The sequence below is a fragment of the Chryseobacterium sp. 7 genome, assembly GCF_003663845.1.
In the GTDB taxonomy this organism is placed as follows: domain Bacteria; phylum Bacteroidota; class Bacteroidia; order Flavobacteriales; family Weeksellaceae; genus Chryseobacterium.
Window position 1 is genome coordinate 3850804 of the sequence record NZ_RCCA01000001.1, and the last position, 19311, is coordinate 3870114.

The following is a 19311-nucleotide window of genomic DNA, read 5'->3' on the forward strand; positions in this document are numbered from 1 at the left end:
ATGGATATAAGTTCTAAAGATTTCAAACAAATTTTAAATGGTACACCTATACAAGATAATATTGTACAATATGAAAGTGATAGAATCATATTAAATGGAGATTTCAAATTAAGTGATGATATTATTTTTGAAGAAAATGAAATTTATGACAAAGAAATTATTTTTGATGGAGGCACATATAAAAACATAATTTTCCTTGGAGCAAAGTTCAATAAGGTTTTATTTCGGAGAGGTGATTTTAATGGTTTTGTAAGTATTAGAGGCGGAACTATCAAAAACTTAATTTTACTAGGCGGCAATTTCAAACATTGGCTTGGCACGCTTGATGGAATTCTTAATAATGAAAATGAAGTTTTGAAAACTAGCCAAAGCCTTAAAATAAATAGATTTGAAATTGAAGGTGGAAGTTATACTAACAATATTTGGATTTCAGGCGGTGATATTAATAGTTTAGAAATCAAATGCGTTACCCCTGTTAAAATTCATTGCTTACCCAATGATGATAAAATTTTTGATATCAAAACAAATACTTATACTAAAAAGTATTCTTCAAAACCAAGAATAAAGAATTTTCTAATTTCTCGCTATTCAAATAGAGATACCTTCTATCATTTAAGCGAATTAGATTTAGACACTTTAAAATTTGAGAACTTTACAAATATTGGAAATATAACAATTTCGAAAATTTCAATTTCGGAATCGTTATCCTTTGAAAATTCAGATTTGGGTAAAACAACATTTATTGACTGTAATTTTTTTGATCAAAAAATGATATTCGATTCATCAAAAATTACAGAAATAGCTCTTGCAGGGACATCTCTACCTAATCCTATAAATATAGATAGTACAAATATTGATAAAACATCTCAACGAAAACTTGCTCTTAGCCAAATAAAGAAAATATATCAGAATATGGGTGATAATCTAGCTGCGAGCCAATACCATACTGAAGAATTAAACACATATTTAAGTACATTAAGCTGTGGAGCTGAAAAAATTAATCTAAGCCTTAACAAATTTACAAATAACCATGGCCAAAGCTGGGAGAGAGCATTATTACTTTTATTTGCATCAACAATTATATTATATTCATTATATTGTAATAGCTTAGGTTTCAAAATTAATTGTAAAAGTCATGGAACTAATTATTTTTGGAAAAATGCAAGTTATCTACTAGAATTTCTAAACCCAATTAGGAAAAGTGACTTTTTACCAAAAATTTTGTTAGATAAATCAGAATCAGAAATTTCTCCGGCAAGTATTTTTATTGATAATGTCTCAAAAATAATAAACTCCTATTTAATATATCAATTTGTTGCTGCATTTAGGAAATTTGGAAAAAAGAGCGAATAATTAATAGCATTGTAAAAATTCAATGGAATATCCAAACTATCTATATACATTAACAAAATGCAGTCATATGATTTTAAACCAATTACTAAACGATCACATCATATAGCTTTAGCTTTTTTAGATTATATTATTAGAATGTTTAATCTATAATACTAAAAAAACATGAAAAGATTCGGATCAAAAACAGAAGAATATGAAATTAGAAGAATATAAAACATTTGAAGAAAAAAAAGATTTTTTTAAAAATGGTGATTCAAAATTGGATAAAAATGTTCAAAAAATATTTGAGCTAATTAAAGCTTTTCAAGAGACAGGAGATGGCTTTATATACAGAGGTTGTGGAGAAGCCAAATATAAACTATATAATTCTGCTCAACGAATGTATATAAATCAAGAACTGCACAAACAGGTAACTGATGATATGATTAGTGAACATTATAAAGACTTTATATCAAACTTAATTTCCGCAACAAAGAAATGGAATAATGAGGTAGTGAAAAAACTTTTGATAAATTCTGGAATTGATGAAAACAATGATTTAGCTTATCTAAGTTACATGCAACATTTTGGTGTTCCAACACCATTTTTAGACTATACTAATAACCCATATGTTGCTTTATTTTTTGCTATAGATGGTATAAATTTTACTCCTAGTGATAACGAAATCGACAATTATTTTTCTCTATATTATACTTATAAAACGAATACAGCATTTTTAACCTGGCAAATGGTTTTTGATAAAAATATAAAAGAAAAGGATATTTCATATGAATCAATTGATTTAAATTGTATGAGCATAATATTACCTGAAACTGAATTTTATAAAATTTTTAATAGTGCAAATATTATTAATCAAGAGGGCTTATTTTTTTTTAATAATCATCCTTGGTATCCCCTAGAAAAAACTTATAAAGAAGATGTAGAATATACTAAAAACTCTCTGGGAGAAGATAAATTTAATGAATTAATGATTCTAGATGATTTTTCAGGTTGTATGAATATACATAAATCATTAATTCCTGCAATAAGACTTAAATTAAATGAGATGGGAATTACAGCAAATTATATTTACCCAGATATGATCAATTTTAAACATAAAATTACCAACGATGGGATATTGAAAAGTTTAAGCTAACAATTTATATTAAATTATAGATAGCAAATATTAAGTAATATATATTTATTTTATTTATCCGCTGCGCAAAGTCTCCTAACTTCGAGCTAATAAAGTAAAACAAGCATATTTAAAAATAATCTCCGAAGTCTTCAGACTTCGGAGATTGGTTTATTATTCTATTTTAAAATCAAACAATTCTTGAGGATGTACTTCTAAACCTTTAGCTAATTCCTGTATCGTTGAAATTCTTAAATCAACTTCTCCTTTTTCAATTTTGCTGATATTACTATGGTCTACATCACATTTTTGAGCTAACTCCCGATAGCTTAATCCCAACTTCTTTCTAAATTTTTCAACTCTTTTACCAAAAGCTATTCGAAACTCAATTCTATCCATTGCAATACCATTATCAAAGCAATTTGGAAAGATTACAATAAAAAAATGTAGTTGAATTAACCTACAATTCGAAAATTGTATTATATTTGTACAATAAGCTACAATAAATGTAGCTTTGCGATACTTCAAAGAAATATAGAAGCTATTGCTTAGAATCTTGCTTTTGAAAACTGGTAATTTTTAATAGGAACAAGACGATAAGCAGGAAGCTCACGACCTAGGCGTGGGCTCTCCTTATCTGTTCCAATGGTATACCAGTGCCTCAAAAGCGGATATTGTAGAGTCTCATGCCGTTTTTATGTTCATGCCGTACTGTTCTCTACAATCATCTTTTTCTAAGCCTGCTTTACCATATAAAGTATCATGATACGGTACAATGGGGTGTACAATCCATTGCGGCTTTCGGGCTTTTAGAAAAACACAAATTCTATTATATTCATTGGCTTGTATAGGCAGAAAGTTCAGAACTTTCTCCTTTACAGCCAGTAAAATTGTGCAATAAAAACAAAATATATAACCATTAAGGAAGATGAAGAGAATAAGATAAGTTAAGATCCATCAAAGAGGGATGAAGCACCCCGCTGAATACATAGCTTCAGCTATGATCTTAACAATTCTTAATCCCTTAAAAACTCTTAATGGTTCAAAAAAATTGCACCCCAATTAATCATTTTAAAATCACAAAAAATACAAACTCATGAAAAAAATCAGAACAGACTTTCAGTCCCGGCTGGGGAAAAATCACAAGAAGTACTATGGCATACAGATGATGGAGACTTATTTTCAGCTCAATGACCTTACCGTATCCAAAGAACAGCTAAACAGCATTATGAATTATGCCCTCAAACGAAACAGCCGGATACAAGAAGATCCGTGCGTTATTCTTCATTTTTACCAGGCGATGCGGTCATTCATCCGTGCAGGTTATTTCATAGCGATGAAGGAGAAGAAAGGAACCTTCAATACTCCATTGGAAGAGGTCTCTCCATTAGTTCTTGGCCTGCTTTCTGAGAAGGAATACCAAAATCCTCTGCTGGTCTTTAAAAAAGCATTCAGAGAATACAGCATACAGGAGTTTGATTATTTTATATCCGGGATGGCCTACTTCTCACTTGGGGTATATAACAATCTCCCGGAAAGGAATATGATAAACCCATATATTCATCTGATCAAAATGCTGGATGCAGCGTATCTCCTTGTGGAAAGGAGAAGGAAGAAATAAAACCTCCGCTACATAGAGTCTCCGACTTTGCACCAATAAAATAAATCATTCCAAAATCATCACATTTCGGTACTAAAACACCCTTTACCCCCTTATCTAAGAGGGTAGCTACACCTGATAATAGAATACAAAACGTGACTGAAGTAGTCCATTTTTTAGTAAAAGATCTTTAAATGGCTAAAAAGCATTCTTTTCAACTTTTTCTTATCTTTAAACCACCTTATTCAATTAAAGAGACTTAAATAAACTAAATACTAATGCCATTGAAAAAGTTATTAATTCTTTCATTTTTAGGTTCAATGCTAGCCCATGCACAAACACTTCAATTTAAAAGCCTTGCCAATATGTCTATGGGCAGAGGTGCTATAACCAGTGTAATGGTAGACGATAACATCTATGTGAGCAATGGATATCAGGAAACCGGAGGCAATGCCAATTATATTGAAAAATATAATATTACTGATAATAAGTGGAATGTTCTCAATACTACCCTGATTCCCAAAAGATATGCTAATTCGGAGACGTATAATAATAAAATTTATATTTTTAACGGTTGGGGAAACAGCCATCTTGAAATTGTAGACCTCAAAACTTATAAAGTAACAAAGGGCGCTGTTAACCGTTCCTATACAGGACATGCAGGTTCTGCCATCCATAACGGCAAAATATATGTGTTCGGTGGCAGTGGATTAAACGGAGCTGCCACCACTTCATTTTCCAATAAATTCCAATATTACGATATTGCTTCAGACACATGGCATCCATTACCCAATATGCCTACCGCCAGGGAAACAAAGGGCAAAATTGTGAATGATAAGCTGTATGTTATTGGAGGTTTCAACGGTACCCCATCCCGTCTGATCAATGTTTACGACCTCAACACTAATCTCTGGACCGATCAATATACGATGCCTGCCGGGATATCCGGACACTCATTAGCCGTATCCGGTGATAAAATTTTTATTGTAGGTGGTTTTAATAATCAAAATTTTCTGGCCTATTTTGATACTACTACCAATAAGGTACATCAGCTATCATCCAATATGATTCCCAGAAGGCACGCTGCAGCGGAAGTATATAACAATCAATTATACATCATCGGCGGAAGTACAACGTCTTTAACCAAATCTTCTATTAAAAGCATACAAGCAGCAGATATCAGCGAAAGTGCATTAACCAGTGAAAACCGCACATTAGAAAAAAAGGTATATACAACGGCATCCAGAGATAATTTTGTAATCGGTAACGAAAATAACAGCAATCAGTTTGAATATACCATTTACTCAGCAGATGGAAAGCAGGTCAGTAATGGTTTTGCTTACTATAATAAAACCATAGATCTGTCTAAAATACAGCGCGGAACATATATTTTTAGTTATAAAAATGAGAAAGGAGTTTTACAGCAGGTTAGAATTGTGAGATAATGCACGTGCTCAGAAAAGTCTCCCGCCTTTGTGCAAATAATGCAACTCATCCGAAGTCAAATAAAGTATCTCAACCTATTCAAAAAATGATCATCATTTTACTCATACCATGAAAATTATACATCTTTTGATGACCTGCCTTACCCTGGTGTTTTATCTCAACATCAGCGGGCAAACATTCAACATCACTGAACGTCAAATCCAGATCAATACAAACAATATTTTCAGACCAGCTTCAAGAATTACAATGATCAGTTCATTGAAGTTTAAAAATAATTATTATTCAATTTTTGAAGAAACCCAAGTTTATGATTTTGGGCAGACAAGAAAGTATCTTGTAAAATATAATCCTCAGGGAGAGATTCTATTCGCAGAAAAATTACAGCAGGAGCTTTCCAATAGCCATTATATAGATCTTTTTGTCTTGGATGATCATATCTATCTTCAGCTCAATAATAATGCAAGATATATTCTTGATGCTGCTACCAACCATTTTACAGAAACCACTAAAGGAAATGACCTTGTATATGATGATGACCATTATAAAGTGATGTATAAAAATTTTGGAGAATGGGGTGAAGCCACATGGTTTATCAATAAAAAAGATAAGTCCGAGTATTTTACAAGTTTAAATGGGCAGGATATCAATTTTTTGGCGGGAAAGTTTTACGTCACCAATCTTTCTTCCATCTGGGAAATTTCCAATCCTAAAGAATTGACCCAATGCAAACCCAATCAGTATTATGATTACATCAATAAAAAGGAATTTGGGATGTTTGATTCCTATGATTACAGAAAAGGAGTTACTTCTGTTTATAAAGATTCTGCTCAATATGATCCTTATAACAGAAAATCTATTGATCAGTTAAATTACATCTTTATGACCTCTTTCGTTAATGATGATCAGCTGTATCAGATTACCCAGCTAAAAGGCAGCACTGCCATTTCCAGAATTCATCAGAATAAGGTAGAAATCATTCACAAGTTCAAAGAAAAATATAACTTTTTTTCATGGTATAATCAGTTCAGAAATACCCGTAATGATTATAAATTTCTGAGATTCAATAATGGGTATAACGCGTTTGGTTTTTTTGAAACAGATCATCATAATATTGATATCACCAAAGTAAATTACAGCTATGATACTTTACAATATGTAAAGTCTGACAGTATTACCCGGCTCATTACTGACATTTCAAACAGAAATATGCTATCTAAAAAAGAAATCATTGAGCTTGAAAAAGCAACTCTTGGATCAGACATTCAAAACTATAGAACCAGCATCAATCACAATGGATATTACCCTCGTAAGTTTGAAAAAACTGATATTGAAACCATAAATTTTGTAAAATCAGAAAACGAATATATTACACAGGACATAGAATATTTATTCACTAAAAAAGATCAGGAATTAAATGCCATCTTCATCGATTGGGGAAGAACAAAATTTTTTAATTCTACAGGTAAGAATTATTTCCCCATCACAAATGAAAACACCTCTGAAAATGATAAAAAATTCAAAGAGAAATATTTGAAAATAAAAGAACACCTAAATAAACTGGGAAAAAAAATACCTGTAAAAGTAAAACCAGGTAAATCCGGATACGAAGCATGGATTATTAACGGATGGCGCTTCAACCTCTATGGAATTTCTGAAAAAGACATAAACGGGTTCAGATTTTTTATCTGTAGACAGGAAGACTTCAATGAGAATGAATAAACTCTGCTAAAGAAAATATCCAGCTTTGTGATCATAAGGTAATCATGATAAGTAAAGGTATATTTTACCAATTAAGATATCATGGTAATTCGTAGATTTGGACGACAGAAAACTAAAAACCATTTTATGAGAAATTCAATTTCAATCGTTTCTTTATTGCTCTCAACATTTTTATATGCACAAAATCTTTCAGATACAACAGACCAGATGATTGATAAAATGTGCTTAGATCTTAAGAAAAATGAAACCCTTAGCGACTCATTAAAAATAGAAAGTATCAACCAAAAATTTATTCTTCCTTATCTGGCTCAGTTTCCAGATTCAGAACATGAGGATAAATTTAATCATATCTATTTCAGACTGCAAAAGAGATGTCAGCATTTTAAAGAATTTCTGCAAAGAACAGATCCTATAAAAAATGATAGCTGGATCAGGCTGGATACTCGCCCCAATATTACAATATCAGAAAGTGAAATCAATAATTTCAAAAATAATAATCAATTCTACTATTTAGAATATGATGGTGGTGAAAAAATAATCGTAAAAACGGATAAAAACTTTTGGATAGAGACTTTTGTTGACGGAACCAATTCAAAATTACACTACAAATGGATCGGAAAAAATAAATTTGAGCTGGAATTTATTGAAAGTAATAATACAATCAGAAAGAATTTCAGCAAAAAAGGAGATCGATATATTTATCAGATTATAAATAAAGAAGATAATTTTTACTGGATACTTGTTGAATCTCCGAACGAAATCGTGAAGTTTAAATTATTTGTAAAGAATTAAAAGTTTTCATCTATAAATCCATCAGTTTATCATTTCAAAATGAGACTGACACATGCTAAAAATACCCCCTAACCATGAAAAAAATAATTTTATTCTTTTCTGTTTTATACTCATTAATACTATATTCACAGGAAAAACCCAATTATCCGGAACCCGAAAAAGGGATGAAAAGAGTTGATCTTAAACTGCCAAAAATTGAGAACTACAAAGACTATAAAGTTGAAATAAAATTTGGGATAGAAATGGAAGTTTCTGAATGCTCATCTGTTGAAGATTTCAGCTTTAATAGTAAGAATTTAGTAGAAAAATTTGCAATCCAACCGTACAGATACCCTTACTACGAATTACCCAAAGAAATGCCCATAGAGATGCTAACCTTTAACAAGCCGAATTGTGATGAAACCAAAAAGATAAAAAAGAAAGTTGTAAGCTCTCAGAATATCTTTAGGGAATATAATGGGTATTATGCAATTCCGTTCTATATTCCTGAAAAATGGACGGTAGAATACAGATTGTGGAAGGTGAGCTCAGAATTTCAAAGTGCAGGACTTTAGAAAAATTTATGCAATATTGTACTGGCAAAATATAAGATTAAAGCCACAACAGAACTATCAAATTCAAACAAAAACAATGAGAAAATATATTATTTCAGGTATTTTAGTATTCATTTTTCAGGCATTCTGTGCACAGATTAATACCGACTTAATCAAAAAGAACGTCACTGAAAATCCGCAGGAAAATTTTTATAAGCTTTTAGAAGTATTCAAATTAAATCCTTCTGAATTGACTCAGGAACAGTTGAATCAATTATATTACGGGAGTAAATTCATAAAAATTGATTATACCATTGGGAATTATAACAGTGAATCCGGAACATTCTGGAAACCCGCTCAAAAAAGGCTGTCAAAAAGTAAAGCAGAAAAAATGGTGAGTGAAGCTGAATCAAAATATGCCATTAATCCTCTCAACAAAGATTTACTGGATGATATGATGAATATTTATCGTGCACTTGATAATAATGAAAAAAGAGAATTGTGTTCCAAACAAAAGGATGTAATCATGCAAACGATAGAAAAAAGTGGCGACGGGAAAAGTGAAGAGACCGCAATTTGTGTTTTAACCCCTGGAGAAGTTTTACAACAGCTTGACAAACTTGCTATCTCAGGGCCGAGAGCTGAATTCAGCCAAAAAATGAAACAACTTTCAGACGGTAGTATACTAACAATTTATAAAATCGGAGACAGGGAAGTATTTGTAAAATTAGTTGGTGGATATTTTTTCTAAAATGATTTCTGTTTTAAACAATACAATTTACTTTTCTTAATACAAAAAATATTTAACAAAAATGATGATCAAAGAAAAAACTAATCATGTCATATTATAAACAATTATTCTTATTTTTCAATATACTTCTTCTTTCCATCAATAATTCATTTGCCCAAAACAAAAGTACAGCTAAAATAGATTCCCTGATGAAGGAGTTTCATCAAGCGGGTTTCTTTAATGGAAATATTTTAGCAGCAAAAAATAATAAGATCATTTACAATGCTTCTTTCGGTTTCGCTGATGCTGCAAAAACGGTAAAGCTGACTCCTGATTACAGATTTAATATCGGTTCTATTACAAAAGAGTTTAGTGCCGTTGCGTTATTACAATTACAGGAGCAAGGTAAATTAAAGCTGGATGATCATGTTTCTAAATACATTCCGGAATTACCTAAATGGGCAGATAAAGTCACCCTAAAAAACTTACTGCAGTACACAAGCGGCATTCCTAATGTAAACTGGAAAAAAATTAAAAGTAATCAGGATATTTTCGATGATTTAAAATTAATTGACAAACTTGATTTTGTTCCGGGAACTCAGTACAATTACAACATGAACAATGTCTTTCTAAGGCAGTTTATTGTTGAAAAAATTACTGGAATGACCTACAAAAAATATATAACTAAAAATATTTTCAAACCATGCAAAATGAGTTCAGCAGAAATCACCCCTATTGTGGATGAAAAATTTGTTGCCAAAGGGTTTAATAACAAATTGATAGAAGATAAACCAGATTTTTTAGTTGGCGGAACCTTCTTAACGACAACTGATTTGCTAAAATTCTTGAATTGTCTTCATTCAAAAAAACTGATCAATGAAAATTCGCTGTTTGCATTGGGACAACAATTTGATTTGCCTGATACTCAATCCTCTTTAGGTGAAGCTAAATTTAAAAACAAGAAATTAATTGACCACTCTCATGATGGGAGAGCGGGAAGCTATGAAGCGCTTCTGGTTTCTGATCTGAATGAAAAATTGACCGTTATTTTATTAGGAAACAACTACAACGGAAAGTTATTTGAGATTTCTGATACCATTAAAGCTATTATGAATAACAGGAAAAATAGTTCTCTAAAAAAGTAAGTAAAATTTACTGTTAATCATAAAGCCATACTTTCACAATCTATTTTTTAGCCTAATTTTACAAAAAATAACACTCAATATGAAAATTGAATTAAAAGCAATACTTTCAATCGAACACGAAGAGTTTCCTCAAATTCTTGAAATCGATATTGATGAAAACTCATCATCAATTGGAGAACTTATCTCTAAGATCCATGAAGTGACAAAAATCCCGACCCATATAGAACTAAAATGGGATAATCAAATTGAAAATATATCCTGCATGCATTATGTTTTAGAAAAGAAAGAATATGATGAGTACATTATAATTACAGATTTAGAAGAAAAAATTTGTAATTTCCCTAAACATGGGCAAGACGGATCGTTATTCATACTTATAGAAGGAATTACCAGCCTTGTCAATTAATTATATCTGGGGACAGGATCTCAGCTATCCGGAAATAAAAGAAAATTTACAGCAGGGAAATTCTTTGGTAATTGTAAAAGGCTTTCCACTGGATGACGATGAACTGCAGGCATTCGTAAGTCAGCTGGGAATTTCATTAAATGAAAAACGGAATAATAACGGCAAAGCGGTTTTTGATGTAAAAATAGCCCGCCGTAATCATTTTTTTACATCCATTGCCAATTCAAATCTGGTTTTTCCTTTACATACTGACTGTGCTGATTTTGATACCATTCCCAACACCATAGGATTACTGTGTGTAGAACCTGCTGAAGAAGATCAGGGAACTAATTATTTCATGCTCCTGAATAGCCTTTTGAAACATTTAACGGAAGATGAAAAACAGAAACTTTTAAATAAAAAGTGGAAATTCAGAAACAGGGAAAGAAGTATTTTAGAAATTGAAAACGGAAAATATAAAATCTGTTACGACAGAATTACAATGGAATCTTTTTCGAAGCTTACTCCCACTGAAACTGAAGAACTGAGCCATCTTGATCAACTGTTCAAAAGTCTTTCTTTCAGCATCAAATTAGAAAAAGGAGATTTGATTTTATTTAGGAACGATCTCATGTTACATGGAAGGAGCTCTATTAATGTAAATTCCAACAGGTTGATAAAAAGGATCAGATTTACAATAAGCTAAGTATTAAAAACATCCCAATGATCATCGAAAACAAAGGAATAAAAACAGAAACTTTTTATATCCCGCCATTCACTTTGAACGCGGGAGAAATTGTTGTACTACATCTCTACAACGGATATCATTTCTATGAAACAGAAATGTTTCTTAAAGATATATTTTGTGGTAAGACAGATCATGAAAATGTTATTATCCACAAAAGCATGACTTTTGCTGAACCTTTTAGAGAATCAAATTTTAGAGATATTTTTTTTCCTGTGACTGTGGGAGAATATTTAAGGAAAAATGCCAATCTTTTAAGTCCCTATGCCACAAAAATTTATGAAACGGAATGGATAAACAAAAAAATAAAAGTCAATACCCTTGCAGGTACTCCGAGACGCTTATTAACTTTATACACAACGCTTTCAAAGACAAATAATATTGTTTTTGATTTAGTAGGACAAGATCCTATGGGGGCTAAAGAAACTTATAAAATTGTAAAAGAAGTAGTAGAAAAAGGTGGTTCAGCAATTTTACTCGATGGATATAACGAATTAAAAAACGACTGTACAAAATACATTGAGCTGCAATGGCTGCAAGCATAACCTTCATTTAATAAAAAGACATGAAAAAAGCATTTGAATTTCTGACTCATTTAAAAGAAAACAACAATCGTGAATGGTTTGCTCAACACAAATCTGAATATGAAGCCATTGTAAAAGAAAACAAAGTTTTTTTTACTCAGATCTATCATGAGCTTCAGGAGCATGATCAGCTCAAGGGAATTCATATTTTCAGAATTTACAATGATGTTCGTTTTTCTAAAGACAAGGCACCTTATAAGAATAATTTCGGAGTTGGATATTCCCGTTCGAAACCTATGCTGAGAGGTGGATATTATATTCAGCTGGAACCCGGCAATAGCTTTGTAGGCGGTGGATTTTGGGGTCCTGAGGCCAAAGATTTACTTCGTATCCGTAAAGAATTCGAAATCAGCAGTACAGAAATTGAAAAAATTATTTCTGATAAGACTTTTATACAGTATTTTGGAACACTCAAAGGTGATTCTGTAAAAACAGCTCCGCGAGGTTTTGATAAAAATCATCCGGCAATAGATTTGATTAGAAAAAAGCAATTTCTGGTGATGCGAAAGTTTACCGATAAAGAAGTTTTATCTGACAATTTTCAAAAAGAAGTACTTCTCACCCTGCTTGCCATGAGACCTTTTTTTGATTATATGAGTGAAATTCTGACCACGGATCTAAATGGAGAACCTTTGTTCTAACATTCAGTTATCATCCATTTTTAAAAACTAAAACCATATGAAACCTCTCCTTCTGTTTTCTTTTTGTTTATTGATATTAGGATGCCACTCATCAGACAAGGCTCAAACGATGAATCCGAAACATACATTTGAAATTATAAAGGAGACAGATTCAACATCTTTTTTACGCTGGACCAACGGAAAAAGCACTTTCAATTCTTCAATACCCATTAGCAACCATTATCTGGATCATAAAACATCCTTACAATGGAGCAATGATCTCTATATGTGTTTGAGACATCCCAACGGTAGCGATACATGGACAGATTTAATTTTACCATTTAACAACAATGAAGTCAGGTTGTATGAAAATGCATTAGCTTATGACAAAGTAAACGGTATTGTTATCTATGAAACAGATTCTCTCCCTTATCGGTTAGCGGCTGAAAATATGATTGAAAAAAAAAGACAGTTCCTGGGGGAAAACTGGAAAAACTGTTCAAGTCTGTTTCCTCATTATTGTATTGACAGTATTCATGTTGAAAATAAAGAATTGTATATAGATTGGGTGACTCCTAACAAAATCGACAAGCCCAATACAACAGAAGTAAAAAAAATTAAATTGGAGCTTTAAAACAACGATAATCAGCTATGAAAAATATATTCTTATTCATTACCACTTCTTTTATATTCTTTAGCTGTTCTGAGAATTCACAAAAAACAAAATTACTGACCTTTGGCAGCTTTACAATTCAGGCACCCAAGGATTGGAAAAAAATAAACTCGGATTCTTACGATAGCAATGCCGGCATCATTGTTACAAAAAATAATGATTCTATTTTTTATGATTATGGACCTTATTCCTATTCATTAGAAGAAAATGTCACCATTATTAGCAGAAAAGATTTCAACGAACTTCTAACAGTGAATCCAAAGGCTGATACAACAGAATTTATTGTCATTGATAAAAATACCAATAGAGAAGATTTCATCAAAAGTAAAATAACCTATCAAAAAGTTGATGGATACAGGGCAAAAATATTAGTACCAAAAAAAGTTGGAAAAGGAATGACCGGAATTTATATAGACAGCCTCAAGACCGGACCAATAGGAAAAATAAGCTTCAACCTATATGGAACAGACCTGCCAAAACAAAGCCAGACCGAGCTTCTAAAGGTTATTCAAACTTTGCAGTTTTCCCACTAACTTTTTATATTTTTGAGATTCCTAAAAACAAATCACCAATCCTTAAAATGAAAAAAATAATATTAGACCTTGCCACTACTCTAGACGGATTCATTGAAGGACCCAACGGTGAAACCGACTGGTGCATCATGGACGATGATATGGATTTTGATGGATTTCTTTCCGGAATAGACAGTATTTTTTATGGAAGGGTAAGTTATGATGCCTGGGGAAATTACCAGCCGGAAGAAAACGCTGCTGCCGAAGAACAAAAGCTTTGGAAGGCAGTGCATTCAAAAAATAAATTTGTCTTTTCCAGTCAAAGCAGAGAAGATAACAATGCTGTTTTTATTAGTTCTGACATTGTGGAAAAAGTTTTGGAAATAAAAAATCAGGGAGGAAAAGACATATGGCTGTACGGAGGGGCAAGTCTTATTAAAACCTTTATTGAACATAATCTTATTGACACTTATAGAATATCCGTACATCCAATAGCTCTGGGGAAAGGGAAACCTCTTTTTGAAGATTTAAAAGAACGACTGAATCTAAAACTTGTCAGGACCCATATTTTCAAGTCCGGTGTTGTACAACTTATTTATGAAGCTTAAATTAAGAAGATATGAATGTTCATCTCAGCACCATTATTCTGTATGTAAAAAATGTTCCATTACTTACCCATTTTTATGTAGAAAATTTTAATCTGAAAGTGATTGAAGAAGATCCAATATGGGCTTTGCTTGATACTGGAGGTATTCATATCGGATTGCACAAAATTGGGGAACAGTACTTTGACCAAATAGAGGAAGAACATACTTTTGACAACAATACAAAACTTGTTTTTGAAATTGATATGGATATAATATCTGCAAGAAATGAGCTGATTTCAAAAAACATCAACATGAGAGAAATCAAAACCTTTGAAAACTATCCTTTCTGGCTTTGTGACGGAACCGATCCTGAAGGAAATGTGTTCCAGTTAAAAAGTAAAAAATAAGTTATGAATTTGATTATAAAGTAACCCCTGGAATCGTAAAATTAAAAGATCAGCTTTATGATCATCTTCCAGGCTGGGAAATGGATTCTCCAACAGTCAGAATTAATAATTTTGGTCTTGAAAAAACCTTATTGTTTGAAAGGAAAGATCTTTAAGATTTTTAATAGGTTAATTTTATTTTAATCTGATAACTACGCCATGAAATATACATTAATATTAATTTTATGTTTTTTCTTAAGCTTCATTGATGCCCAGAAATGTGGTTGCTCAAAAAATTTGAAATTAAAGAATTTAATTTCCTGTAAACCTGCACAATTTCAAAATGGGGCGAAGGTATTTTGGGAATACGACTGTAACACTTCATGGATCACTTTTCAAAACAGAAATATCAAAAGAAAAATCTTCGAGCTTGAAAAAGACTTTATAGAATTAAGCGGAAGACTGGGCTACAGAAACTGGACGGAGTACAAAAAATCATTTCTCATAGAAAATAGCATAGTATCTGGCTGCTGCCAACCGGGAGAATATATCTTGTATGACAAAAATAACGGCAGAAAAATAGCAGATCTCGGTTCTATTATTTTCATCAGTAAATATAAAAATATTCCCTATACTATAACTTTAAAAACAAATAGCAAATTATTGTATACCAACCTTAATAGTAGTAAATCATACCCTATTAATATTCCAAAAGATAAAATTGAAAAAACATTAAAAAGTGCCCACGAATTTTATCCTGAAAATCTTTTTGAAAATATTAAAATCAAAAATAATATACTGTATATTCAACTAAGGTATAAAGTATCAAAGAAAGCTCACTGGAAGATAGAAAACATAACAATGAATGTAAAAAATGCTAATCACTATTAAAATAAAAAACAAAACCAATTGGGCAGTAACCATTGTATTGGGTTTAGGTTTATTGATGCTCTCTTTTATTATTCTGATTATTATTCCTCTTACAAGTCTTCAGGAGCAAGGGTTTTATGCTGTTTTAAACTTTTTTTCGTCTGTCACTCCTTTTGCAGCTTTTTTTATACTGTTCTTATATTTCTGGCTATGGAACACCTTTGGAAAAACAATTCTTATCATCGAACCCGAACAAATAACAGTCCGGTATAAAAACAAGCTGTTTACAAAACCAAAAATCTACCTGAAAAAAGAAATTGAGCAGATCATGGTAAAAGATTTCAAGGTGGAGAAGTCTAAATTGGGTGTTCGTTATCGATGGGTCAACTTATTCTGTTGTGTTTATACAAAACGGAAACGAAACAAGAATTGTAGACTGGATCACCGAAGCCAAAGCCAGCGAAATAGTGGACGAAATAAAAAAATAGGGTATTACAATGCATAATCCAATTCGAAGAAATAGAAATATCGGCACAAAAAATCAAGGGCACGGCCAGAATAATAAACTGACCATTTCTTCTCCTTACGGAGATCTCAGGCCTTTTTATGAAAAACTTACTGATTACCAAAAAGAAATACGGCTCATCAACAATCATGAATTTATTTTTATAGTTGAAAGTACCCGTAAAAATTCTTTCCACTCCTGCTCCATTAATGATATTCAAAGAATTATAGAGAATATCCCGGCAAAAGATTATGGAGAATTAAAATATATCATTTTAAGGCAGCCTAAACGCAAAGAAGAAATCCTTTCACCAGTTTGGGGAAGATTAATTTATAGTTATGACTTCGAAAATGAGTATTTCCCTGCCATAATTCTGGATGCTGTTGATTTGGAAAAATATTTATCATGGCCAAAGAAACAGACTATTGAAGATCAGCAGGAATTTGAGAGGCTAAAAGCAGATGGCCACATCTTTACTGAAACAAAAAGAAATTTCATAGCAGAGTTTCGCACTGAAAATATCAGAAATACTCAACTTTACAGAACTTTACCACACGAATTCGGACATTATGTTCATTATTTGGAAGTTGTTGAAAGACCTGGGCATCATGATAATGAAGAAGACATAGATTATGATGCACAGGACAAAAGAATGGATTTTTATTTTCGTATTCCCAAAAGTGAAAAAGAAAAATTTGCCCATACTTACGCTGAGAAATTTAAAGACAAACTCATTAATGAAAATAAAATTCCTTTTGATTCTTTAGACTAAAGAGCAATTGTAAAAAACCGTATCATTCATTCTTAAATATCTTTCCAGGTCCATGTAATATTATCACACCCAAAAGTGTCTTATTTAAAAAAATTACATGAAACCTATTTTAATCTGTATCGTTTTATTACTGACGGTGAATCCTCTTTTTTCACAGAAGTCTAAAAAACTGGAACAGTTATTCTCAACCTATGAAAAAGCTGGATTGTTCAGCGGCTCTGTTCTGATTGCTGATAAAGGAAAAATTATTTTTGAAAAAAGCTACGGCTACAGAAATGCTCCTAAAAAAGAGAAAAATACCAATAACAGCCTTTACCGGGTTTTCTCTACCACAAAAATGTTCACGGCAACAGTTATTTTTCAGCTGGAAGAACAGGGGAAATTATCCCTGAATGACAAACTATCCAAATACTATCCTGACTTTCCGAAAGGCGACAGCATTACCATTGCTAATCTGCTTTCCCACACTTCAGGAATTCCTAATGACACAAATTCTGAATATACTGTAGATGAGGAAACATTTATAAAGTATATTTCTGCAAAACCTTTGAATTTTTCTCCGGGAAAAGATTGGGACTACTCCAATTCCGGTTATTATATTCTCAGTTATATTATTAAAAAAGTGACAGGTCTGGATTATGATCAGGTCATAGAAAACAATATCCTGAAGCCGCTCAAAATGAACCACAGTGGCTTTCATTTCAATAACGTGATTGATGAAAATAAAGCATTTGGGTATGAATTTTTATCTGATAATAAATCTAATGAAGCATTACGTTTCAAAACCGACCATCCTTTTGGAGCCGGAGCCATGTATTCTACGGTGGAAGATCTTTTTAAATTCAACGAAGCATTAAAGAATTACAGCATCCTGAAAAAGGAAACCATAGATAAAGCTTTTACCCCTTATCTTAAAGATGATTATGGATTAGGGTTTCAGATTTCGACTGTTTTTGACAAAAAAAGAGTGGGTCATGATGGCGGCGGACCTGGCTATAGAAGCAGATATTACAGGATTCTTCAGGATGATATCTGTGTGATTGTAATTTCAAATTCAGAGCTATCACACACGGATTTTATTTTTCCTCTGGTAGAAAAGATACTGTACAATAAACCTTATAACATTCCTACCATTGCAAAAGTGAGCAGGGAGGACTTAAAAAAGCTGGAAGGCGTTTATTCTGCTGAGAATTCAAATTTCTATATAAAAAGTGCCGATGGGAAACTTGTTTTTAAAGAAGGCAGTTATCCCAGAAACGCTTTATTACCGTTAAACAAAACGTCCTTTCAGCTGGATGAGAAATTCACCTGTACATTCCAACCGGATCAAAACGGAAAAATAAATACTGTTGTTATTCATTTCTGGGACGGAACTGTGAAAACAGCAAAAAGAAATACCAGTAATCCTACCTGGGGAATTATTGGAAATGCTACACCAAGTGGCTGGGACGGAAAAGATATTCCACTGCAGACAGATCCTAAAAATCGCAATATTTATTTCCTGAAAAACTATACATTGAAAAAAGGCAATCTGAAATTCAGGTTTAATAATGACTGGGGATATAGCCTAGGACTGAATAATGATAATAAAAGTATCGCCTTTGATGCCTATGATTTTCCTATTCATGAAGATGGAGTTTATGATATTACTCTTGACATGACTGATATTGTAAAACCACAATACAGCATTAAAAAATCGAATTCATAAAGCAGGTATTCATTAAGTAAAAAATACATTTTCAAACCGTTTTGTTTTCAGAACGGTTTTTATTTTTAATATTCATTGATATTTTTTATTATTTTTAACTTACACAAAATCAAAACACAAAATATAATCTATGCCTCATTTTATTATAGATTGTTCGCAGGATATTCTTCAGCATAGACCGCCTGATGAATTAATGGATGCCGTTTATAAAGTAGCTGACGCAACAGGTCTGTTTGCTCCCAATGACATCAAAGTAAGACTTCAACCCTATCAATATTACAGATTGGGTACAGGTAAGAAAAATTTTTTGCATGTGTTTGGATATATCATGGAAGGGCGCACTACAGAACAAAAAGCAGAACTTTCCGGACAGATCAGTACCCAACTTTCAGAATTACTGCCGGATATTTCTTTTCTTTCTGTGAACATCAGTGATTTCGAAGCGGCAACTTACAGCAACAGAGCACTCATTAATCCTGAAAATACAGATAAAGACCGGCATTTCGGATTGTAATTTCTTCTGACACCAACT

The 19311-nt window shown here is 32.1% G+C and carries 23 protein-coding genes; 22 read left to right on the plus strand and 1 reads right to left on the minus strand.

Translation table 11 applies throughout. From position 1 onward, the window contains the following. Positions 1-1353 carry a hypothetical protein gene (locus CLU97_RS17595; protein ID WP_121489087.1) on the plus strand — a complete coding sequence of 451 codons (1353 nt, stop codon included), beginning with the start codon at positions 1-3 and terminating at the stop codon, positions 1351-1353. Positions 1354-1546: 193 nt separating this feature from the next. After that, complete coding sequence (locus tag CLU97_RS17600; RefSeq protein WP_121489088.1) at positions 1547-2488, plus strand: FRG domain-containing protein; 942 nt, start codon at positions 1547-1549, stop codon at positions 2486-2488. A 153-nt stretch (positions 2489-2641) separates the two neighbouring features. On the opposite strand, the gene CLU97_RS17605 is transcribed toward CLU97_RS17600, so the two are convergent. Beyond that, positions 2642-2866, minus strand: a complete 225-nt coding sequence (locus CLU97_RS17605; RefSeq protein WP_115958603.1) for a helix-turn-helix domain-containing protein — start codon at positions 2864-2866, stop codon at positions 2642-2644. A 697-nt stretch (positions 2867-3563) separates the two neighbouring features. On the opposite strand from CLU97_RS17605, the gene CLU97_RS17610 reads away from it, so the two are divergent. The 20 genes from CLU97_RS17610 (at position 3564) to CLU97_RS17705 (ending at position 19293) form a co-directional block, all read left to right on the plus strand. Further along, positions 3564-4088 (plus strand): hypothetical protein, encoded by a 525-nt coding sequence (locus CLU97_RS17610; protein WP_121489089.1) that lies wholly within the window; start codon positions 3564-3566, stop codon positions 4086-4088. Between the two features lie 263 nt (positions 4089-4351). Then, the gene (locus CLU97_RS17615) at positions 4352-5512 is read left to right on the plus strand and encodes a T9SS C-terminal target domain-containing protein (protein ID WP_183084603.1); all 1161 of its coding nucleotides are present in this window, start codon (positions 4352-4354) and stop codon (positions 5510-5512) included. Between the two features lie 109 nt (positions 5513-5621). Continuing rightward, positions 5622-7232 carry a hypothetical protein gene (locus CLU97_RS17620; protein WP_147436508.1) on the plus strand — a complete coding sequence of 537 codons (1611 nt, stop codon included), beginning with the start codon at positions 5622-5624 and terminating at the stop codon, positions 7230-7232. 126 nt (positions 7233-7358) lie between these two features. Continuing rightward, positions 7359-8024 carry a hypothetical protein gene (locus CLU97_RS17625; protein WP_121489092.1) on the plus strand — a complete coding sequence of 222 codons (666 nt, stop codon included), beginning with the start codon at positions 7359-7361 and terminating at the stop codon, positions 8022-8024. A 74-nt stretch (positions 8025-8098) separates the two neighbouring features. Beyond that, positions 8099-8578, plus strand: coding sequence for an ecotin family protein (locus CLU97_RS17630; protein ID WP_121489093.1), 480 nt, complete (start codon positions 8099-8101; stop codon positions 8576-8578). A gap of 76 nt (positions 8579-8654) precedes the next feature. After that, on the plus strand, positions 8655-9308 hold the full coding sequence (locus CLU97_RS17635; RefSeq protein ID WP_121489094.1) for a DUF4919 domain-containing protein: 654 nt from the start codon (positions 8655-8657) through the stop codon (positions 9306-9308). 86 nt (positions 9309-9394) lie between these two features. Continuing rightward, entirely contained in the window at positions 9395-10432 is a 1038-nt protein-coding gene (locus tag CLU97_RS17640) for a serine hydrolase domain-containing protein (protein ID WP_121489095.1), read from the plus strand. A gap of 79 nt (positions 10433-10511) precedes the next feature. After that, positions 10512-10838 (plus strand): hypothetical protein, encoded by a 327-nt coding sequence (locus CLU97_RS17645; RefSeq protein ID WP_121489096.1) that lies wholly within the window; start codon positions 10512-10514, stop codon positions 10836-10838. Then, positions 10828-11523: a TauD/TfdA family dioxygenase gene (locus CLU97_RS17650; protein WP_121489097.1), complete on the plus strand. Its 696-nt coding sequence runs from the start codon at positions 10828-10830 to the stop codon at positions 11521-11523. Before CLU97_RS17645 ends, CLU97_RS17650 begins: the two co-directional genes overlap by 11 nt. Before the next feature lie 17 nt (positions 11524-11540). Then, on the plus strand, positions 11541-12107 hold the full coding sequence (locus tag CLU97_RS17655; protein WP_121489098.1) for a hypothetical protein: 567 nt from the start codon (positions 11541-11543) through the stop codon (positions 12105-12107). A gap of 20 nt (positions 12108-12127) precedes the next feature. Beyond that, a complete protein-coding gene (locus CLU97_RS17660; protein WP_121489099.1) occupies positions 12128-12787 on the plus strand; it encodes a DUF2461 domain-containing protein in 660 nt (219 codons plus the stop codon). Between the two features lie 37 nt (positions 12788-12824). After that, positions 12825-13400, plus strand: a complete 576-nt coding sequence (locus CLU97_RS17665; protein WP_147436509.1) for a hypothetical protein — start codon at positions 12825-12827, stop codon at positions 13398-13400. Between the two features lie 17 nt (positions 13401-13417). After that, complete coding sequence (locus tag CLU97_RS17670; RefSeq protein WP_121489101.1) at positions 13418-13972, plus strand: hypothetical protein; 555 nt, start codon at positions 13418-13420, stop codon at positions 13970-13972. Between the two features lie 47 nt (positions 13973-14019). Continuing rightward, positions 14020-14559, plus strand: a complete 540-nt coding sequence (locus tag CLU97_RS17675) for a dihydrofolate reductase family protein (protein WP_121489102.1) — start codon at positions 14020-14022, stop codon at positions 14557-14559. Between the two features lie 11 nt (positions 14560-14570). Beyond that, a complete protein-coding gene (locus CLU97_RS17680; protein ID WP_121489103.1) occupies positions 14571-14945 on the plus strand; it encodes a VOC family protein in 375 nt (124 codons plus the stop codon). 276 nt (positions 14946-15221) lie between these two features. Continuing rightward, positions 15222-15815 carry a hypothetical protein gene (locus CLU97_RS17685; protein WP_147436510.1) on the plus strand — a complete coding sequence of 198 codons (594 nt, stop codon included), beginning with the start codon at positions 15222-15224 and terminating at the stop codon, positions 15813-15815. Then, complete coding sequence (locus tag CLU97_RS17690; protein WP_121489105.1) at positions 15799-16299, plus strand: hypothetical protein; 501 nt, start codon at positions 15799-15801, stop codon at positions 16297-16299. The genes CLU97_RS17685 and CLU97_RS17690 overlap by 17 nt, the downstream gene beginning before the upstream one ends. Further along, complete coding sequence (locus CLU97_RS17695; RefSeq protein ID WP_121489106.1) at positions 16292-17071, plus strand: hypothetical protein; 780 nt, start codon at positions 16292-16294, stop codon at positions 17069-17071. The genes CLU97_RS17690 and CLU97_RS17695 overlap by 8 nt, the downstream gene beginning before the upstream one ends. A 97-nt stretch (positions 17072-17168) precedes the next feature. Then, entirely contained in the window at positions 17169-18779 is a 1611-nt protein-coding gene (locus CLU97_RS17700) for a serine hydrolase (RefSeq protein ID WP_121489107.1), read from the plus strand. 130 nt (positions 18780-18909) lie between these two features. Further along, on the plus strand, positions 18910-19293 hold the full coding sequence (locus CLU97_RS17705; RefSeq protein ID WP_121489108.1) for a 5-carboxymethyl-2-hydroxymuconate Delta-isomerase: 384 nt from the start codon (positions 18910-18912) through the stop codon (positions 19291-19293). The last annotated feature ends 18 nt before the right edge of the window (positions 19294-19311 follow it).